We start from the raw sequence: 19,334 nt of genomic DNA, 5'->3' as shown, positions 1-19,334 counted from the left end.
TAGGGCTTAGGGGATGGGAAAAATAAATTTTTTCCTATAGGGGAGGGAGCACCTGAAATAAAATAAGTTAAAGGGGGAATTCATTGCCTTTTAAACCGCTTTCTGCTAGAATTAATTGGCAGATATGAGATAGATATTGGGGAATTGGACTATTTGTCCAAGATCAGAAAATGTGGAGAAAAAGTAGGAAATTCTCATATAAGAACATAAGGAGGCTGGCCATGGTGGCGGGACATATGGGAGGTTTACTGAAGGAGATCCGGCAGGCGAAGGGTTTAACCTTGCGGGATGTGGCAGGGCCTTATTTATCAGTATCCTTCCTCTCAAAATTTGAGCGCGGAGAGACCGAGATATCTCTTTCGCGCTTTTTGTCGTTGTTGGAAAATTTAAATATGGATTTGGCGGAATTCTATGGGGTTTACCAGGAAGCAGAGCCCACCCTTGCCCAAAATGCGATCGCCAAAGCGGGCTTGGCCTATCAGGAGAATAATGCGCTCGCTTTGAAAAAATATGAGCGCGAGGAGCGGGCAGCTTACCAAAAGACGGGGCGCCCTTATCATCTGCATTATGCCATCATGATGCGTTCCTTCTATGCGGATTTGACTGGAGAAGAAGTACCCGAAGCCGATATGAAGGCCTTGACCGATTACTTGTTTGGGGTTGAGTACTGGGGCTTGGCGGAATTGATTCTCTTAGGGAATGCCATGTCCGCCATTCAAACAACAACACTCAACTTGCTTCTTACGGAGATGCGGCAGCGGACGCTAGGCTTTGGCACCACTCAGGAGAAAGAGCGGCTCCGCATTCAACTCTACATTAATGGCTTGAATTTATTTTTGGCACGCCGGGAATTAGCATTGGCCAAGCGGGTGCTGGTGGAGTTGTCAGATAGTGGAATTCCTGAAACTTGGACCTATGAACGTTTACTCTTGCATTTTGCCAAAGGGCAGCTGGCTTATTTTCAAGGTCAGACGCAAAAAGGCGAGGCATTGATGAAAGAATGCCTGACCATTGGGAGGATGCTCGGCATGGAGCAAGTTTTACTCCGATTAGAAAGCGTTTACGACGAAAGAATGCTGTCCTCTATAGAACAATAAAAATAAAAATGGGGCTGGCTGGCTTATACTCAAGTTAAGTATTTCGTAACATTCTCATGCGTTAGGAGGTATGCTCATGCCAGTCACATCATTTACTAGCCTCACAAAAGGTCGAGCTCAGGAAAAAGAACTGCGGCTACCGGGTCGACATCGCTTGCCCCGCCAAGGTTTTAAGATCCATGTGAGTGCTACCTTGTCAAATTACATGGAAATTCTTAATTTGGTTTTAGCGGATGCCCAAGATCATGGTATCGCCCTTAAAGCGGTGGTTCATCATGACGATGTCTTGGCGCTGTTAAGCAAAACTACCGCTCCCGAGGCCATTGGGAAATTAGTCACCTTGTATCCTACTTCCTTAGCTGAATTTAAGGCCACCTTAGCCCGCCTGCATGCCAAATTAGGGGAGCGTCCGGGTGCGCAAGTAGTGACCGACCAGCCTTACCTGAATTCTCAAGTACTCTGGTATCGCTATGGGGTTTTCCAAGTGCCAACCGCTGAAAATAGCTCCGGCGAGCGACCACCCCTCTTATCACCAGCAGGAGAGGAAATGCCGGATTGCCCCGGCCCTTACTACTGGTTACCTGACTTTGTGGACGAGCCTTTTGGCCAAGAGCTAGCGGCCAAAGTTGAAAGTGTCCGCCTTAAGGATCGCTATCTCGTTACTGCTATTCTAAAAGCCACGGGAGCTGGCAATGTCTATCTGGCTCGGGATGAGCAGACCCAGCAAGAGGTTGTGATTAAGGAAGCTCGTCCCTATATTCACCTGAATGCCAAGAAAACAGCGCAATGGGGCTTGGAGCGTGAAGCTTATTGGTTAAAGGAACTTTCGACTTGGCAGGTGGCTCCCCAATTTGTTGACTATTTCTTTTTAGAAGGGGGCGCTTATTTAGTGGAAGAAAGGCTTACAGCCCCACCACTCAGCCAGCAAAGTGCGGATTTTCTCTTAGCCTTGCCGCGAACGGAGGAGGAGAAGCGAGCCCTTGACCGGCGTTTGCTAGAACTCTGGACAGCGGGCGAAAGGCTCCTGGCTCGCCTGCATCAGGAGGGCCTAGGGCTGGAAGATATCCACTTGGATAATTGGCTGTGGGATGGGAGGCATTTGCAAGTGGTCGATTGGGAGTCGGCCTACCGCTTTGAGGAAGGTTTAAGTCTACCGTCTACCCATGATCGTGAGGGTCAGCCTTTACCGCCAGCAGGGGCAGCCCGCGATGAGAAAAAATGGGCTTATGCCTTTGTGGATTTGCTCAGTGAAGCAGGTGGACTCCTGGCTGGCGAACCCAAGGGTCAGACCTTTCGGGCTTATATCGGGGAATACCTGACCAGCTTCTCCTTCCCCCAGTCGCTGAAAAAAGAGCTCCAAGATTTGCTCGCTTTGCCGCCGGACTCTTGGCTAACAAGGTTGCCGTTGGTGAGGGAAGGTTTGACGCTGGAAAAATTACAAGACCACCAGCAAAAATTAGCCCGTGTCCTCCAGTTTCAGGAGGTTAGCCAACAAGACCTGCTGGCTAATTGGCAGAATGCTTGGGCAGAAGGGATTGCCGCTTCACCCCTAACAACAAAGCGTAAAGCAGGGTTTGGTCGGTGTGATGAAAAGCAGCCTGTCCAAACAGACCTCGCTTTACTGGCTAGTTTGCTGGTGGAAGAAGAGCAGCCGTCTGCCTTTCCCCAGGTTGCGAGGGAGCTGATGGAGCGCTGGGGCGTTTGGGAGGGGGAATTCTTCTATCTTAAGCTATCCAGTGGTGCCTTGAGTCCGCGTTTTCTGGATGGCACGGCCGGCTTGGCCTACCTCCTGGCTTCTTTTGAGGAGCGGGAGGGTCAGGGACGCTACACCGCCTTGCTCCGTTCCCTTCGTCCGACCTTGCGTTTGCCCTACAGCAAGCATTTGGGCCTGGCCCAGGGCTTGACGGGCTTGGCCTTGAGTAATCTGGCCCTCTACCGCTGCACCCAGCAGTGGGAGGATCTCAAGGCGGGGATTAGCCAGCTTCGCCACGTGTGCCAGTGTCGTAGTTCTTATTGGGGCTCTTATCGCCTGCTGGATCCCAAGACGGGGACGCCACTTGATGCCAGTTTGGCTCATGGCTTAGCAGGGGTTGCCTATAGCTTAAAGGCCTTATTTCAAGCCACTGAGCTTCCCGCTCACTTCTAAGTCGCTGTCTCATTCTCTCATTTAAAGGAGTGTGTTCACCATGAAACAATATTTACTGCGCTATAAGGGACGGAATGCCCTACATCTTTTACTACTTATGGGTCAGGGGCTTACCAATGTAGCGATTTCCCTCATGCTAGCTGTAGTGGCTAACCGTTTAATTGCTCACGATCTCAAGGGCTTCCTCCTGATGATTTCCCTCCATGTCTCGCTTTTCTTCCTGGTTCTTTTCTTCGCTTATGTGGTCAATGTCCACCAAACGGATCTCATTTTGAAGATGACCCTCGCCTTGCGCCAGCAATATGTGTTAGGCCTCACGCAAAAGCCTTACCTCGAGGTGGCCAAGCGGGATAGCGGGGGCCACCTGTCTGTTTTAAATAATGACATTGAATTGATCGATGCGAAAGGCTTTACCAGCTTTTATCAACTGATCTCCACAATTTTTACCACCGTCTTCAGTATTATCGCCCTCATCAGCATGGACTGGCGAATTTTAGCGACCACCCTTGTGCTTGCTTTGGTCATGACTTTTGCCCCTCGGCCGTTTATGGCGAAGATGGCGACCTTGACGGAGAAGTTCTCCCAAGCGAATGAACACTTGCTCGGTGGCCTGAATGACCAGTTGGCGGGGTATCGGACGCTGTTCTTTGCGAATAAAAAAATGACCTTTGTGGCGCGCATCAAGGCCATTGTCAAGCACTTCAATCAAGAGAAAATGACTTTCACTAAGAAGGCAACCGGCATTGAAGTGGTCATCGGCTTCTTCTCCATTTTTGCCCAAGCCGCCTTGCTCCTCGTGACGGGCTTACTAATCACTATGGGTGAAGTGAGTGTCGGCATGTTCATGTCGGTGGGGCAAATTGCAGGGAACGTGTTCAATGCTCTCACTGAGTTCAACCAATTGCGGATGAACATTAAGTCGACAGCCCCCTTGTTTGAAAAGTATGCCTTGCCAAGCCAGCAGCCAGACGGAGAAAAAGTGGGCGCCTTCCAACGCTTTGCGGCCCAGGATATGGGCTATGCCTTTAAAGGAAAGCCCGTCTTCAAGGATCTTTCTTTCAGCTTGGCAGCTCATGATAAATTAGCTGTTGTCGGTTCTTCCGGCAGTGGAAAATCCACCCTGATTTTGGCCATGCTCGGCCTCAATGAAGATTATAGCGGCCAGCTCACTTACAACGGTAAGGAAGTGAAGGCCATTGACCAGGACAGTTTGCTAGATCACGTGGCTTTTGTCGAAGCCCAAAGTCACATCTACCATGCCAGCCTGCGGGAAAACTTGCGTCTTTGGGATGAGGATATCTCTGATGCAGATTTGAAGCAAGTGCTCGCGCAAGTCAATTTGACCGACCTCACCGAGCGCTTGGATGAAGAGCTTGGGCCTGATAGCCTCAGTGCCGGGCAGAAACAGCGGGTTGGCCTCGCCCGTGCCTTCCTGAAAAACACGAAGCTCATGATTCTTGATGAAGGAACCGCTAACCTCGACCCCAAGAACGCTGCCCTCATCGAGGATGCCCTCCTCCAAAATCCTGACCTGACTCTCGTCGCCATCACCCACCACCTCCGCCCCGAAAGCAAAAAGCAATTCACCCAAATCCTCGACCTGGATAAAAGGAAGGGAGCGCCGCACAGAGGGAGCGCTGAGTTGACAGGCAAAGCGAAGGAGGGTCAGTTTGTCACTTCCTAAAAGTGTTGTTCGATAAAAGCGAACAGCCCACAAAAAGTGCCCTGCCCACTTGTTTTTCGAGAAAGCTTGTTAAATCAAGCTTTTTCTTTTTGAGTTGGAGGAAAAAATGCCATTTCTCCACCAGCAGGATAAAAGGAAGCGAAGCTCGAAAAGCAGGCAGAACCAGTGGAGAACAATGACGAAGAGACGGCGAAGCATGGTCTCAAGTCATTGATCGAAGTGGAAGTCCAGCCTGCCTGGTCGACCTGGACTACAGGGTGGTTCTGGCTTTAGCCAGGCCTATTCGCAAAAGTAACGCAAGTGTAGAGACTGGTGGTGAGTTCAACTAAAGGATACGAATCCACCGCTTGCCCCCGCTGAGTTGACTGCTTAGAATGGTTCTGACGATAGTCAGGTTCATTCAAAGCAGTAACGCAAGCGACGGGGCAGGTGGTGAGTTCAACTCCAGGCTACGAATCCACCGTTTGCTTTATGATGAAGGCTGATAACCTCCCAATCAGCAATACCTCGGGAAGCACCCGGGGTTTTTTGCTAAGAAAAAGGGGCTGGGAAATAAGTCGCCCTAAATAATAAAAAATGCATTGAAGTTATCCATATTTGGATTCCTTCAGTGCATTTTTTACTTTTAGAGAAATGATTACGAAGAGCTTCTGCTCTTCGCCGAGCTTTAAGGGCTAATTTCGTTAAATTCATGCTCATCAGCATCATTCCGATATCATTATACACGCTTTGTTTGCCTCTCACATGTGTTCTGCGCATACCAAAGACACCTTTCATCCGTCCGAAAACGGTCTCTATGTCAATTTTACGTTGCGCATAGATTTCTTTTCCAGGTGTGCTTTCTAAATTCTCTTTTGCTTGGTGCTTAAAATATTCCCAATTAAGATTGACCGCCGTCTGGCGCTGACGTCCTGTCGGAGTTTTCGCAAGCTCATTTAAACGCTCATCCATTTGTTCAGTATCGGCTTGATAGACTTTAAACTGTCTTTGGAAACCTTTTTTATCTTTTCGCGTACGATAATATGAAAAACTAAAATGAACGCCATCTAAATCCGTATAGGAATCTTCAGCCGCATGATAGTGCCAGTTCTCACGATGCTTGGATTGGTTTCGATATTTTTTACTTTGTTCTTTATGATACATTCCGTAAGGAATCAAAGGGACTTTCTCAAAGTCATCGATAATCGCCATATAATTCTCTTCACTCCCATAACCCGCATCCGCAACAATATATTGGAACAGATCAAGCGTTGGGATTGTTTTTAAAAACGGAATGAGGGTGCGCGTATCGGTAGGGTTCGGGAAAATATCAAAGTCAATAATATATTGATGACTTGAAGCAACTTGGAGATTATAGCCAGGCTTTAACTCCCGATTTTTCATGGGATCTTCTTTCATACACATAAAGGTGGCATCGGGGTCCGTTTTTGAAAAACTGTTTCTGCCATTAAATCGTGCGTTTGCTTCCTCGTATTTCTGTTTTCGGGGTAAGAAATCCTTCATACATCGATTCCGGTGCTTTTTAAGCGTGCGACGACGTCGCTTGTGTCGAGAACCTCCTTTAGGAATGGTCGTCTCATTTTCAATTTTGCTTTCAACCTCTTCGATTGCTTCATCAAGACACGCAATAATTTTTTCAATCCCATCAGAAGTCGTTAATTCTTCTTCGGTCAAGGCGATATCGACATTCGTTTGAATAAGTTCCTCATATAAACTCGAAACATTTTCATTGAGCTTCGCTTCATAGCGTTCAATCGCTCTTCGCCAAGTAAAACTATAGATGTTCGCATCCGCTTGAATTTTTGTCCCATCGATAAATAAAGCCTCTGGGTGGATTAAACCATTGTCCCTCAGCAGCATGGTGAAAAGGATAAAAGCATACTTGATCAAGTTCGAGGCATGTTCGCTTGAACGAAAGTTATTGATTGTCTTGTAGCAAACTGGGGTATCGCCCGTTAGCCATTTCATCGGAATAGATTCTTCATTCATTCGTTCAATTTTTCGACCTGAAAACGTTGATCGACTATAGGCAAATAAACACATCTTTAATAGCATTGCTGGATGAAAAGCAGGACGTCCCGTATGAGAAGTGTCTTCCAGAATAATTTCCGTAGGAATCGAGTCGACAAATCGGCTGATCAGCCGAGCTTCATGGTCCTCAGGAATCGTAAAATCTAATTTTAGTGTTAAAGCTGTTTCCATTGTGGTATAATTTTGATACAAAGCGAGTTCCTCCTTCGGTTTGCTTACCTTTTATTATAAGGCTTGGAACTCGCTTTGTCTTTATAAAATATCAAAACGCATCAATTTATTTTCGAAATAAATTGATGCGTTTTTTATATTCTGAGACTGAGTTTTTTCCCAGCCCCTCGGGCAAGTAAGCTAATCTTGGCGACGGCGGAAGAGGGCTGCCCCACTACTGAAGAGCAAGAGGCCGAGGGCGATACTGGTGCCGGCTCCCGTTTGAGGGAGAGTTTTAGCTGCGCTAGCACTTGACTTGTTTTCACCTGGTTTATCTTCACCTGGTTTGTCTTCGTCTGGCTTGACTTCACTTGGTTTATTTTCACCCGGCTTGTCTTCAGCTGGTTTTTCTTCACCCGGCTTCTCTTCGCCTGGCTTCTCTTCGCCTGGCTGGCTGCCTTCTTCTTTGCGTTCGGCGATTAGTTTGTCTAGAATTTCTACGGTTTGCTGGAGGCGAGGGCCAGCGGGGCCACCCCCCATTTGATGGTAGGTTTCTAGGGCGCTTAAAATTTCCTCCTTCGTGGCATCGGCGTCTAGCAATTTATTGTTGTGGTAGGTCATGCAGGTATGGCATTCCATTTGAGTGGCCATGGCGATCGCAATAAGCTCTTGTTCCTTCGCACTCAAGACAGCGGCTTTTTTCTGGTCAATTTGTGGATAAGCTTTGGCATTGTTAGCGAGCAGGGCGTCATAAGCCTCTAAGACTTGCCCACTGGTCAAAGCCATGAAGTCGCCGCCCATGCCGAGGAAGGTGGGGAGGGCACTGGCGAGTTCCTTTTGCGTGGTGCCTAGTTTCAAGAGTTCATCGACATGCTTGGCAATGACACCGGGGTTATTTTCCCGGGCGGCTACGGCGAGAGCGATGAAATGCTTTTCCTTGACGGATAAGGCGTCCTTTTGGAAGGCTTTCTTGGTGGCTGCAATTTGTGCTTTGATCGTTTCAGGAATTTGGCCACCGAGATTTTCTACTTGATGTTGGTAAAGGCCGAGTTCGCGCACCCAGTCACGTTGGCTGCTGACGCGTTTCACCTGGCCGACCGTTAATTTGTCGGCATCAAATTTTGGTGTTTTATGTTGATCAGCCTTTAATTGTTCGGCACTGACCACTTTATCGGCTTCGGCGGTTTTAGTTTTGAAGACGTCTTCGGTTAAACCAGCACGCACGCCAGCAGGGCCACCGCCGACTTGCTTGTAGACACTGAGGGCTTCTTGGACTTCTGCTAAAGTAGCGCCCGCATTCACGAGTTGCTGGCTGTGGTAGTTCCGGCAGGTGTCGCAATTGGCTTGGGCAGCCATAGCGATGGCAATCAGTTCTTGTTCTTTGGCATTGAGGCCAGAGGGCTTCGTTTGGTCAATCTTCCAAGCTTTTTCATTGGCCCGGTACAAGGTTTCGTAAGCGTCTAGAGCCTTACCGGTGTAGGACATGGCTAAATTCCCACCCATGCCGATGGTTTTGGCGAGCATGTCGGCGAGTTCTTGGCGGGAGGCTCCCAGTTTTAAGAGAGCTTGGGTGTGTTGGGCAATGCCTAAATCATGATTTTCCCGGACGGCTAAGGCCAAGGCCGTAAAGTGCTTGTCTTTAGCGGACATGGCACCGTCGCTGAAGACTTTTTTGGCGCTTTCAAGGCGGCCATTGGTGGCGTCAGCGGCGAGACCTTGTAAGGTTTTGAAAATCGTATCACTTTGCTTAGCGAGGCTGACCCAGTCCACATAGCCATAAGTCCGCTTGCCTAAGCTCTTCGCATATTTGAGGGCTTCGGCTTGGTGTTCAATCGCTTTGACGTCTTTTTTCTCTAAGGTTTCTTTGGCTTTTTTGTCGAAAATATGGGTTGTCTTTTCATTCCGTGGGCCAGCGGGTCCGCCACCGAGCATGTGATAAACAGCGAGGGCTTCGTCTAATTCTTCGCGGCTGGTGCCCCAGTTCTTCAAGACTTGGCTGTGGTAGTTCCGGCAGCCGTTACAGTCGGCTTGGCTGGCCATAGCAATGGCGATGAATTCTAATTGTTGTTCCGTGAGCGGCTGGTATTTCTTCGTTTCAACCTTGCTTTCGGCTTTGAATTGGTCGTAAGCGTCTAAGGCTTTGCCAGCGTAGGGAACGGTTAAGTTGCCGCCCATGCCGATCGTCTTAGCGAGTACATCCGCGAATTCCTGGCGGGGAACGCCTAAGTTAACAAGGTTTTGGGCATAGCGGGCGATGGCTGCATCACTATTTTCCCGTAAGCCGACTGCCAAAGCAATGTAGTTTTTTTGCGTGGTGGAAAGCTTACCCGGTTGGAGGGCTTTTTCTTCTTCGTCCAAACGGCTTTTGACGGTATCGGGAATCAGGTGTTTTAAGGCGGCCAATTGGGCGTCATCCTGGGCTTGGACAGCCTTCCAATCGATCGGGCGACTGGCTTCGACTTTAGCGTCAGCTTGCTTTTCGTCTGAAGTCGTTTCTTTTTGGTCAGTGTCCGCGGTATTATCCGCTTCAGCACTGGTATTTTCCCCGTTCGCTTGGCTATTCTCATCGTCAAGCTTTTCAATGTTGACTTTGTCTAGCAGCTCGTCCGCCTGGCTCATTTCTTCCATGAAGAGCTCGTCGTCCGTTTTTTCGGCGGCGGCTACGGAGGGGCTGATGATCTGTGTTGTTACAGCACCGGCACTCAAAACCGCTAAACTGACTAATAAGCGTTTCTTAAATTCGCTTCCTTGTTTTTTCATGTTTCCTCCTCAATAATACCTGCAAGAATTCCAGGCGTCCCACCGCCCGCCTTCTTGCCTATCGCCATCGGATGTTTGGGCGCCTCATCCCCCTTCCCTAAAGTCACTTCTAGTTTAGCACGATGCAAAGACACTTACAAATCAATAGTTAGAACTGCAAGGCTTCTATCGACTGGCAATCAAGGCCTCCAGGGCAGATGGTCAATCTTTTGGCTTGGCAAAGTTTAAGATGACGGAATATTATGGAAGAAATGATGGGGGAAATTGTCTTGGTGGCAGATTCTGGTAGTAATTTTGGGCAAGCTTTGGTACTATTTGGGGGAAAGTAGGTGGTATTTACCTCTCTGGCCTTTCCTGGAGAAGTGGGCTGCTTCTTTTTAAGTCTTTTTTAACGAAAGAAAAGTAAATCTTTCCTCCCTGCTGGGGATTGTTTGGTAGAATAAGGGTTGTATAGATATTTTTAGGAGGTCAACTCATGAAAATTTTAATTGTTGACGATGATAAGGAAATTGTTGAGTTACTCACTATTTATGCCCACAGTGAAAATTTCGAGGTGCTGCAAGCTTTTGACGGCAACGAAGCCATGCAGCAAATAGCTGAGCATCCCGATATTGCGCTGATGATTTTGGATATTATGATGCCTGAAAAGGACGGCCTGACCGTGCTGAAGGAATTGCGTAGTCGGGAGGTGGATTTGCCGATTCTCCTCTTGAGCGCGAAGTCGAGCGATATGGATAAGATTTCTGGCTTAACTACGGGGGCGGATGATTACGTGACGAAGCCCTTCAATCCATTGGAAGTTATGGCACGCGTGAAAACTCTGCTGCGGCGCATCGACCGGGAAACCCCTGACGAAAAAGATACTATTAAGATTGGCCCTTTGAGCATTAATAAAAGTTCCCATGAGGTGATTACCAATGAAGGCGCATACATCCAGCTCACCGCCTTGGAATTTGGTATTTTATACCTCCTCGCCAGCCACCCCAACGAAGTCTTCAGCGCCGATGAAATTTTTGAACGCGTCTGGCAGCAAGACGCCCTCGTCAGCGCCAAAACTGTCATGGTTCACGTCAGCCACCTCCGCGAAAAAATCGAAGAAGCAACCGGCGGCGACAAAGTCATCACCACCGTCTGGGGCGTCGGCTATAAAATTATCGATCATAAATAAGGCTGCGAACCACGATAGCCCCAACCGAGTTGACTTTTTAGGAGGGTTCTGGCTTTAGCCAGGTTCCTCCTAAAAGTAACGCAGGTGTCGGGGCCGTGGTGAGCGCAACTCAGGCTGCGAACCACGATAGCCCTCGTCGAGTTAACAACAGGAAGCGAAAGCGGATCAGAGGGCAGGATCACTGGAGGCAAAACGTGCTGAGACGGCGAAGCAATGTCTCAAGCGTTTTGTCGAAGTGGAGGCCTCGCCCTCCCGCTTGAGCTGGACTACAGGAGGGTTCTGGCTTTAGCCAGGTTCATTCAAAGCAGTAACGCAAGCGACGGGGCAGGTGGTGAGTTCAACTCCAGGATACGAATCCACCGCTTGCCCCCGCTGAGTTGACTTATTAGAACGGTTCTGGTCTCGACCAGGTTCGTTCTAATAAGTAACGCAAGCGACGGGGCAGGTGGTGAGTTCAACTCCAAGGTGTGAGTCGCCGATTAGCTGAGGCGCAAGCTCAACTTAAAAGCAGCCACTACCGGGATGTTACTTCAAAATACAAGTCCCATAAGCTCGCCTACAAAAAAGCCACGACAAGATGCCTGTCAAAAAACGGAGAAAAGCTCACTTTTAGCACCCGCTAGAGGACAGATGCCGAGCTTTTTTCCAATTACTTTTCTTTTATCGTTTAAAATGGCGTGGGGCCCGGTCCCAAGCCCCTTGACTAAGGAAGCAGCACCAGCCTTGTCGCTTCTTCCTCATTTCAGCCTGTTTAAAAGCCTAGAAAGGAGCCCTCATGAATCGTCGTTACCGCCGTTTACTGATTGAATTAGTGTTGGAAGCCTTGGTGTGGCTGGCGATTTTACTGATGGCTTACTTTGGCACGATGTTTATTTTGCTGATGGCTTACGACTATTTTTACGGGCGACTGTTGTCCATGCAAGGCTATGTGGTGATTTTAGATCCGAATTTCCAGGAGAATTTTTTCCTAGGCTACACGCTGGTGTTTCTGGCCTTGGGCTTGGCTTTTGTGTTTTGGCGGATTTACCGGCGCTACCGCTCAGTGCAGTTGCAAAATATTTTGCGCGACTTGCGTTATGTGAGCGAAGGGCATTATGAGTACACCATTGCCGACACCCATCTCTCCAGCATGCAGCCCATTGTGGATTCCATTAATCGCCTGGTTGATAATGCGGTGGAGGCCATGGATGAGGAGCGGCGTATTGAACAGTCCAAAGACGAATTGATCGCTAATATGAGTCATGATATTCGCACCCCTTTGACGTCGATTATTGGCTACTTGGGCTTGCTGTCAGGCGGCATGTACGATAGTCCCGAGCAACATGACCATTACGTTCAGATTGCCTACACGAAGGCTCAGCAGATGCAGCGGATGGTGAATGATTTGTTCGAATACACGACGGTCAGCCACTACGACGCAAGCTTGTCGGTGAGCAATGTGAGCTTGGTACGCCTCTTGGAGCAGCTTTTGGTGGAGTTTGAGATGGAAGCGGCGGAAGCGGGCCGGGAATTGGAATTGGTCGCTCCACCGGATGATGACGTGACGATTCCGGTCGACCCTGAGCAACTGGTGAGGGCTTTTATGAATTTAATCACCAACGCCTTTAAATATGGGGGCAAGGGAAAATTTGTGCGCGTGACGGTGGCGCCGGCGGGGAAAATGGTCCGGATTACGGTGGCAAATGACGGGACTAAAATTCCGCCGAAAGAACTCAATCAATTATTCCAGCGCTTCTACCGGGGGGATAAGGCGCGCAGTGAGCCGGCAACGGGCAGTGGCTTGGGCCTGGCGATTACGGAGAGCATTGTCTACCTGCACCAGGGGAAGCTTTGGGCGGAATCGGATGACGTGAGCACGCGTTTTATCATGGAACTGCCGAAAGCGGGTCCGGTGGAAGATGGGAAGCAGCAGTAAGCAATACGGGAGGATATTTGGGGATGACAAGGAGTTCGAGAGAAATTCGCTATCAAGGCCTAGCCCAGGCCGGGCGTTGGTTTTGGCTTGGGCTTGTTTTGTGTTTCTTCAATCTGGCCACACCCGCTTTGGCGAGTGAAGAGGGGACGGGTGGGGCGTCGGCCACTGAAGAGCAGCTGATGGCTAATGACGTGCATGGGGGCCAACAGAAGCTCGCTCCCCTGTCGGGTGCGGAAAATATCGAGAAATTTAGTGCGCACCTTTACCGGAAATTGGGCCTGAAGTTACCGGTCGTAGCAGCGATGGATGAGGAGAGCGGCCAGTTGTTATTTACCCATGAGCGCGACCAATTGCATGCGATTGCTTCCATTACGAAATTGCTGGCGGTTTATGTGCTTGAGGATGCCTTGGCGGATGGAAAAATTACCCTAGATACGAAAGTGCCGGTGAGCCCGGAGGTGGCAGCTTTGTCGAGGGAACCGGACCTCTCCAATGTGCCGCTCGTGGCGTCTAAGGACCGCTATACGGTGGATGAATTATTGGATGCGGTGCTAGTGAGCTCGGGGAATGCCGCCACGGTGGCTTTGGGGGAACTCTTGGCGCCGGATGAGGCCGGCTTTGTCCAGCTCATGCGCGATAAATTGGATGAATTAGGGCTGAAAGATTACGAAATGTATACGGCTTCGGGCATTAATACCGATTATGGCTTAGGCGATATCAAAAAGCAGGACCGCAAGGAAAATAAACTGACCGCGAGTGGCTTACTTGATCTGGTGCAGCATTTGCTTAAGACATATCCCAATTTGCGCGAGCGGATGTGTTTAACACACGTGGACTTTGCGGTGGACGATCAAAATTCGCTTTTGGCGAGGAATTCCAATGAGTTTCTGCCGGACGGCTTGTACGCGCGGGCTGGCGTTACGGGAGTGAAGACGGGCACGGAACAGGAAGCGGGCTACTGTTTGGTGTCGGAGGTGGAAATCTCGGGCCGGAAAATTTTACTGGTGTCCTTGGGGGCGGGGACGCATGATCAGTTGTACCAGGAAACGGGGCGCCTGATCGATGCCTTGGATGAGGAGTTGACCTGGGTGCCCTTGGTGAAGCAAGGGGAGGTTTACTTGTCTCGGGACAACATTCAAATTTACCAGGGCATGCGGGCGAACGTGGATTTGGTTTATGGGGAAGACCAGGGTGTTTTTCTCCCCAACGGCCAGCATTTTGAAGCGGAGGTCTGGCAGAGGCCCACGGAAAAATTCTCCTATGCGCCTAATGGGAAGCTGCAGGTGGAGGCTCCTTTAGCGACGGATCAGCCTGTGAACCACGTGAAAACCCAGCTCGATTTCGTCAGCAATCGCCAGGGCCAGCCCTTGGAGCTGGTGTCCAGCCTGGTGCCTTCCCAAAATGTGGAGGAACTCCCCTTCGTTCTTCGCGTCACCAATCGCATGAATAATCTGCTGGATAAGGTCTGGGAAAAGTTCCAGCAGACCTTTAATACTGGGCCAGCAGGGTCCTGATGGGGTGGTCCTGCTTGCTGGTCGAGTTTCGCTTTCTTTAGTTGGGTTCGCGCCTGAGGGTAGTCCAGTTCACATCGCATGGGGGTCTGCGTTATGACAAACAGAAGAACCTACCTTTCAGGTAGAACCTTCTATTTGACCATCAACTCAACCACCCATTTTTTCGATGTTCACTTTCTTATGCTTGCGTTACGTTAAAGCGAAGAACCTGCCCTAAGGCAGAACCTTCCTTTAGTTGAACTCACCACCAGTCTCTGCACTTGCGTTACTTTTGCGAATGAACCTGGCTAACGCCAGAACCACCCGCAAAAGTCAACTCAGTGGAGACTTTGGTGGATTCGTATCCTATTTTTCCAGTGATTCCGCCTGCTGGTCGAGTTTCGCTTCCTTTTGTCAACTCAGGCCTCAGCTGATCGGCGACTTACACCCTTTGCCTTGACGGTGGGTTTTCTTTTGGGGTATAATATTATAAATACTGATACGTTTAAAACAGCTGGGTGACGAGTAGGTGGTCCGATTTTTTCAGCGAGTGTGCGGCGGGTGCGAGCACATAAAATCCCCATTGAATCCACATCCATGATGCCTGCGAGGAGTAGGCCGGCCGGTCCGTTAGCCCCAGAGTGCAAGCTTGGCTTGTAGGAGGGTGGTACCGCGCAGAGCCCACGTCGTCCCTTAATGAGGGACTTTTTTTTGTGGGAAAAATTAAGGGAGGATATTATGATAGACATTAAAGCGATTCGCCATGATCTGGATGTGGTGAAGGAAAAATTAGCAAAACGCGGGGTGGCGCCGGAGACTTTGGAGACGATTGCCGAGAAGGATCGCCGCCGCCGGGAAATTTTAGTGGAGACGGAAGATTTAAAGCACGAGCGGAACGCGGCTTCCAAAGAGATTGGGGCTTTGAAGCGCCAGCAAAAAGATGCCCAGCCGGCGATTGAAAAAATGCGGGCAGTGGGCGATAAGATTAGTGCTTTGGACGAGGAATTGCGTGAGGTGGAAGCGGAGGTGAAGCATTTACTGGACCGCCTGCCCAATTTGCCCCACGACGATGTGCCGGAGGGGGCGGATGAGGACGATAATGTGGTGCTCCACCAGCACGGGTCGGTGCCGGAATTTTCCTTTCCCCCTAAGGCCCATTATGAACTGGGCGAAGACTTGGGGATTTTGGATTTTGCGACGGGTGGCCGGGTGTCCGGTTCACGTTTCGTCTATTATAAGGGGCTGGGTGCGCGTTTGGAGCGGGCACTGGCGAACTTTATGTTAGACGAGCACTTGAAAGAAGGCTACACGGAGATGCTGACGCCGTATTTGGTGGGGGACGCGGCCATGTATGGGACGGGCCAGTTCCCGAAATTTACGGAGGATGTCTTCCAGATTGAACACGATGCGCGCGATTTGACGATGATTCCGACGGCGGAGGTGCCGTTGACGAATTACTACCGCGAGAGCATTATTCCGGGTGAGGAGCTGCCGGTGAAATTAACGGCGCTCTCGCCTTGCTTTCGGAGTGAGGCGGGGTCGGCTGGCCGGGATACGCGCGGCTTGATCCGCCTGCACCAGTTTCAGAAGGTGGAGATGGTGAAATTTGCCAAGCCGGAGAATTCTTATGACGAGTTGGAGAAGATGACACGAAATGCAGAGAACATTTTAGAGAAATTGGGCTTGGCCTACCAGCGCATCATTTTGTGTACAGGAGATTTGGGCTTTAGTGCGGCGAAGACGTATGATATTGAGGTTTGGCTGCCGGCCCAGGATACCTACCGGGAGATTTCCTCTTGCTCCAATACGGAGGACTTCCAAGCACGGCGGGCCATGATTCGCTATCGGAAGGAAGACGGCAAGCCGGCCTTGGCCCATACATTAAACGGTTCTGGCCTGGCGGTCGGGCGAACGGTTGCGGCCATTTTGGAAAATTACCAAAATGCGGATGGTAGTGTGACGATCCCTGAGGTATTGGTGCCTTACATGGGCGGCGTGACGGCGATCACCCCGGAGAATGCGCTGGGCTAAACAGCTTGCTTTATAGGCCGGGGTAGGCCTTCTTATAATGGAAGAAAGAGAGTGAGGAGGCTTAATATGAGTAAGGAAAAATTGGCGACATTTGCGGGGGGTTGTTTTTGGTGTATGGTGAAGCCCTTTGACACGTGGCCGGGCGTTTTGAGCGTGGTCTCTGGCTATACGGGCGGCCATGTCAAAAATCCGACCTACCGGGAAGTGTGCCGGGGGGAGACGGGCCACACGGAAGCCGTGCAGATTACCTATGACCCCGATGTGATCAGTTACGAGAAATTGCTAGCGGTCTACTGGCAGCAAACCGATCCGACCGACGCTAGCGGGCAATTTGTCGACCGTGGGAGTTCTTACCGGCCGGTCATTTTCTACCATGACGAAGCGCAACGAGCTTTGGCAGAAGCGTCAAAAGCCGAATTAGAAGCTAGCGGCCGCTATGATGGCCCCATCGTGACAGCCATTGAGCCCGCTCAGACCTTCTACCCCGCCGAAGACTACCACCAAGACTACTACCAGAAAAATCCCGACCATTACGAGCGCTACCGGCGCGGTTCGGGGCGCCAAGCCTTTATCGAGGCGCACTGGTCTCATGATAAGTAAGTTGACACGCGTGACTTCACTTTTGAGTCACGCTTTTTTAAAAATTTTTTCCTGCTCAATGCACTCTTTTTGACCTAGATCTAGTAGGTCATAAGTCATTTTAACTACAACATATTGGCCTTGGACTTATTCTGGAGTGTCGGCTTAGCAACATTTTAATTTTTTCTCTTAAAAAGGGCTTGCCAAGATTCCCCAGACATGCTAATATAGTTTTTGTCGCGAGGGAAAGAAAATTTCCTGAAAAAAGGCTTGACAAGCCGACCAATAGTTGCTAAGCTATATAAGTGCGTCACATTGGCGCTGTTTTTATTGCTAAGGCAACTTGGCAAGTGACCTTTGAAAACTGAACAAAGAGACGAACCAAATGTGTAGGGAATTTGCTTTAGGCAAATCCTAACAATTCAAGTCTAGACAAGACAAAAAACTGTCAGTAAATTTTGAGCTGATCAAAATCTTTCTTTCATGAGAGTTTGATCCTGGCTCAGGACGAACGCTGGCGGCATGCCTAATACATGCAAGTCGAGCGAACTGAAGGGGTGCTTGCACCCCGGACGTTAGCGGCGGACGGGTGAGTAACACGTAAGGAACCTACCGATAAGCGGGGGACAACATCCGGAAACGGGTGCTAATACCCCATAATACTTGAAGTCACCTGACTTCAGGTTGAAAGACGGCTTTGCTGTCACTTATCGCTGGCCTTGCGGTGCATTAGCTAGTTGGTGGGATAAAAGCTCACCAAGGCGATGATGCATAGCCGACCTGAGAGGGTAATCGGCCACACTGGGACTGAGACACGGCCCAGACTCCTACGGGAGGCAGCAGTAGGGAATCTTCCGCAATGGGCGCAAGCCTGACGGAGCAATGCCGCGTGAGTGAAGAAGGTCTTCGGATCGTAAAACTCTGTTGTAAGAGAAGAACAAACGATAGAGTCACTGCTATCGTCTTGACGGTATCTTACCAGAAAGCCACGGCTAACTACGTGCCAGCAGCCGCGGTAATACGTAGGTGGCAAGCGTTGTCCGGATTTATTGGGCGTAAAGGGAGCGCAGGTGGTTTCTTAAGTCTGATGTGAAAGCCCACGGCTTAACCGTGGAAGGTCATTGGAAACTGAGGAACTTGAGTGCAGAAGAGGAAAATGGAACTCCATGTGTAGTAGTGAAATGCGTAGATATATGGAAGAACACCAGTGGCGAAGGCGATTTTCTGGTCTGTAACTGACACTGAGGCTCGAAAGCGTGGGGAGCAAACAGGATTAGATACCCTGGTAGTCCACGCCGTAAACGATGAGTGCTAGGTGTTGGAGGGTTTCCGCCCTTCAGTGCCGCCGTTAACGCATTAAGCACTCCGCCTGGGGAGTACGGCCGCAAGGCTGAAACTCAAAGGAATTGACGGGGACCCGCACAAGCGGTGGAGCATGTGGTTTAATTCGAGGCAACGCGAAGAACCTTACCAAGTCTTGACATCCTCTGTTACACTAAGAGATTAGTGGTCCCCTTCGGGGGCAGAGTGACAGGTGGTGCATGGTTGTCGTCAGCTCGTGTCGTGAGATGTTGGGTTAAGTCCCGTAACGAGCGCAACCCTTATTGTTAGTTGCCAGCATTTAGTTGGGCACTCTAACGAGACTGCCGGTGACAAACCGGAGGAAGGCGGGGATGACGTCAAATCATCATGCCCCTTATGACTTGGGCTACACACGTGCTACAATGGATGGTACAACGGGCTGCGAACTCGCAAGAGCCAGCGAATCCCTGAAAGCCATTCTCAGTTCGGATTGCAGGCTGCAACTCGCCTGCATGAAGTCGGAATCGCTAGTAATCGCGGATCAGCACGCCGCGGTGAATACGTTCCCGGGTCTTGTACACACCGCCCGTCACACCACGAGAGTTTGTAACACCCGAAGTCGGTGGGGTAACCTTTTGGAGCCAGCCGCCGAAGGTGGGACAGATGATTGGGGTGAAGTCGTAACAAGGTAGCCGTATCGGAAGGTGCGGCTGGATCACCTCCTTTCTAAGGATATAAAAAATCGGAATACACCGGAACGCTCTTTGTTTAGTTTTGAGAGGTCATCTCTCAACTTGGTCTTTGAAAACTGAATACTGTAAGTTTTAACGCCTCGTTTCACAGGAGCGAGAGCGTTAAGAAAATCCAATTTTACCAAGAGTAAAACCGAAAGAGTTTTTTAATAAACTTTTCGCGAATTATACACCCTTAACCATTGGTTAAGTGAATAAGGGCGTACGGTGAATGACTTGGCACTAG

General features: G+C 49.9%; 11 protein-coding genes and 2 rRNA genes (1 of these 13 running past the window's edge). 10 read left to right on the top strand and 3 right to left on the bottom strand.

Annotated elements, in window-relative coordinates:
- The first annotated feature begins 221 nt into the window (after positions 1-221).
- The 3 genes from WF803_RS03975 to WF803_RS03965 all read left to right on the top strand — a co-directional run bounded on the left by WF803_RS03975 (position 222) and on the right by WF803_RS03965 (position 4,927).
- Positions 222-1,097: a helix-turn-helix domain-containing protein gene (locus tag WF803_RS03975; RefSeq protein WP_489611816.1), complete on the top strand. Its 876-nt coding sequence runs from the start codon at positions 222-224 to the stop codon at positions 1,095-1,097.
- Positions 1,098-1,173: 76 nt separating this feature from the next.
- Positions 1,174-3,243, top strand: a complete 2,070-nt coding sequence (locus tag WF803_RS03970) for a class III lanthionine synthetase LanKC N-terminal domain-containing protein (protein WP_489611815.1) — start codon at positions 1,174-1,176, stop codon at positions 3,241-3,243.
- Between the two features lie 40 nt (positions 3,244-3,283).
- On the top strand, positions 3,284-4,927 hold the full coding sequence (locus WF803_RS03965; RefSeq protein ID WP_489611814.1) for an ABC transporter ATP-binding protein: 1,644 nt from the start codon (positions 3,284-3,286) through the stop codon (positions 4,925-4,927).
- Between the two features lie 531 nt (positions 4,928-5,458).
- Here WF803_RS03965 and WF803_RS03960 read toward each other — a convergent pair.
- The 3 genes from WF803_RS03960 to WF803_RS03950 form a co-directional block, all read right to left on the bottom strand.
- Positions 5,459-7,150 carry an IS1182 family transposase gene (locus WF803_RS03960; protein WP_489611813.1) on the bottom strand — a complete coding sequence of 564 codons (1,692 nt, stop codon included), beginning with the start codon at positions 7,148-7,150 and terminating at the stop codon, positions 5,459-5,461.
- Positions 7,151-7,309: 159 nt separating this feature from the next.
- Positions 7,310-9,868 carry a carboxymuconolactone decarboxylase family protein gene (locus WF803_RS03955; protein ID WP_489611812.1) on the bottom strand — a complete coding sequence of 853 codons (2,559 nt, stop codon included), beginning with the start codon at positions 9,866-9,868 and terminating at the stop codon, positions 7,310-7,312.
- Positions 9,865-9,996 carry a hypothetical protein gene (locus tag WF803_RS03950; protein ID WP_489611811.1) on the bottom strand — a complete coding sequence of 44 codons (132 nt, stop codon included), beginning with the start codon at positions 9,994-9,996 and terminating at the stop codon, positions 9,865-9,867. Before WF803_RS03950 ends, WF803_RS03955 begins: the two co-directional genes overlap by 4 nt.
- A 347-nt stretch (positions 9,997-10,343) precedes the next feature.
- Here WF803_RS03950 and WF803_RS03945 point away from each other — a divergent pair, with 347 nt between their 5' ends.
- The 7 genes from WF803_RS03945 to WF803_RS03915 form a co-directional block, all read left to right on the top strand.
- Positions 10,344-11,036 (top strand): response regulator transcription factor, encoded by a 693-nt coding sequence (locus WF803_RS03945; protein WP_489611810.1) that lies wholly within the window; start codon positions 10,344-10,346, stop codon positions 11,034-11,036.
- A gap of 775 nt (positions 11,037-11,811) precedes the next feature.
- Positions 11,812-12,951 carry a sensor histidine kinase gene (locus WF803_RS03940; protein ID WP_489611809.1) on the top strand — a complete coding sequence of 380 codons (1,140 nt, stop codon included), beginning with the start codon at positions 11,812-11,814 and terminating at the stop codon, positions 12,949-12,951.
- 23 nt (positions 12,952-12,974) lie between these two features.
- Positions 12,975-14,465, top strand: a complete 1,491-nt coding sequence (locus tag WF803_RS03935) for a serine hydrolase (RefSeq protein WP_489611808.1) — start codon at positions 12,975-12,977, stop codon at positions 14,463-14,465.
- Between the two features lie 717 nt (positions 14,466-15,182).
- Positions 15,183-16,475 carry a serine--tRNA ligase gene (serS, locus tag WF803_RS03930; protein ID WP_489611807.1) on the top strand — a complete coding sequence of 431 codons (1,293 nt, stop codon included), beginning with the start codon at positions 15,183-15,185 and terminating at the stop codon, positions 16,473-16,475.
- Positions 16,476-16,541: 66 nt separating this feature from the next.
- Entirely contained in the window at positions 16,542-17,075 is a 534-nt protein-coding gene (gene msrA / locus WF803_RS03925) for a peptide-methionine (S)-S-oxide reductase MsrA (protein ID WP_489611806.1), read from the top strand.
- Between the two features lie 458 nt (positions 17,076-17,533).
- Positions 17,534-19,082 (top strand): 16S ribosomal RNA (locus WF803_RS03920).
- Positions 19,083-19,292: 210 nt separating this feature from the next.
- Positions 19,293-19,334: ribosomal RNA gene (locus WF803_RS03915) — 23S ribosomal RNA — on the top strand; it runs 2,856 nt beyond the window's last position.
- The 16S and 23S rRNA genes sit together here, the layout of an rRNA operon.

The organism is Aerococcus sp. BD502, from assembly GCF_057919555.1.
The sequence above is the reverse complement of the archived record's forward strand: the minus strand, read 5'-3'. Positions and strand labels throughout refer to the sequence as shown.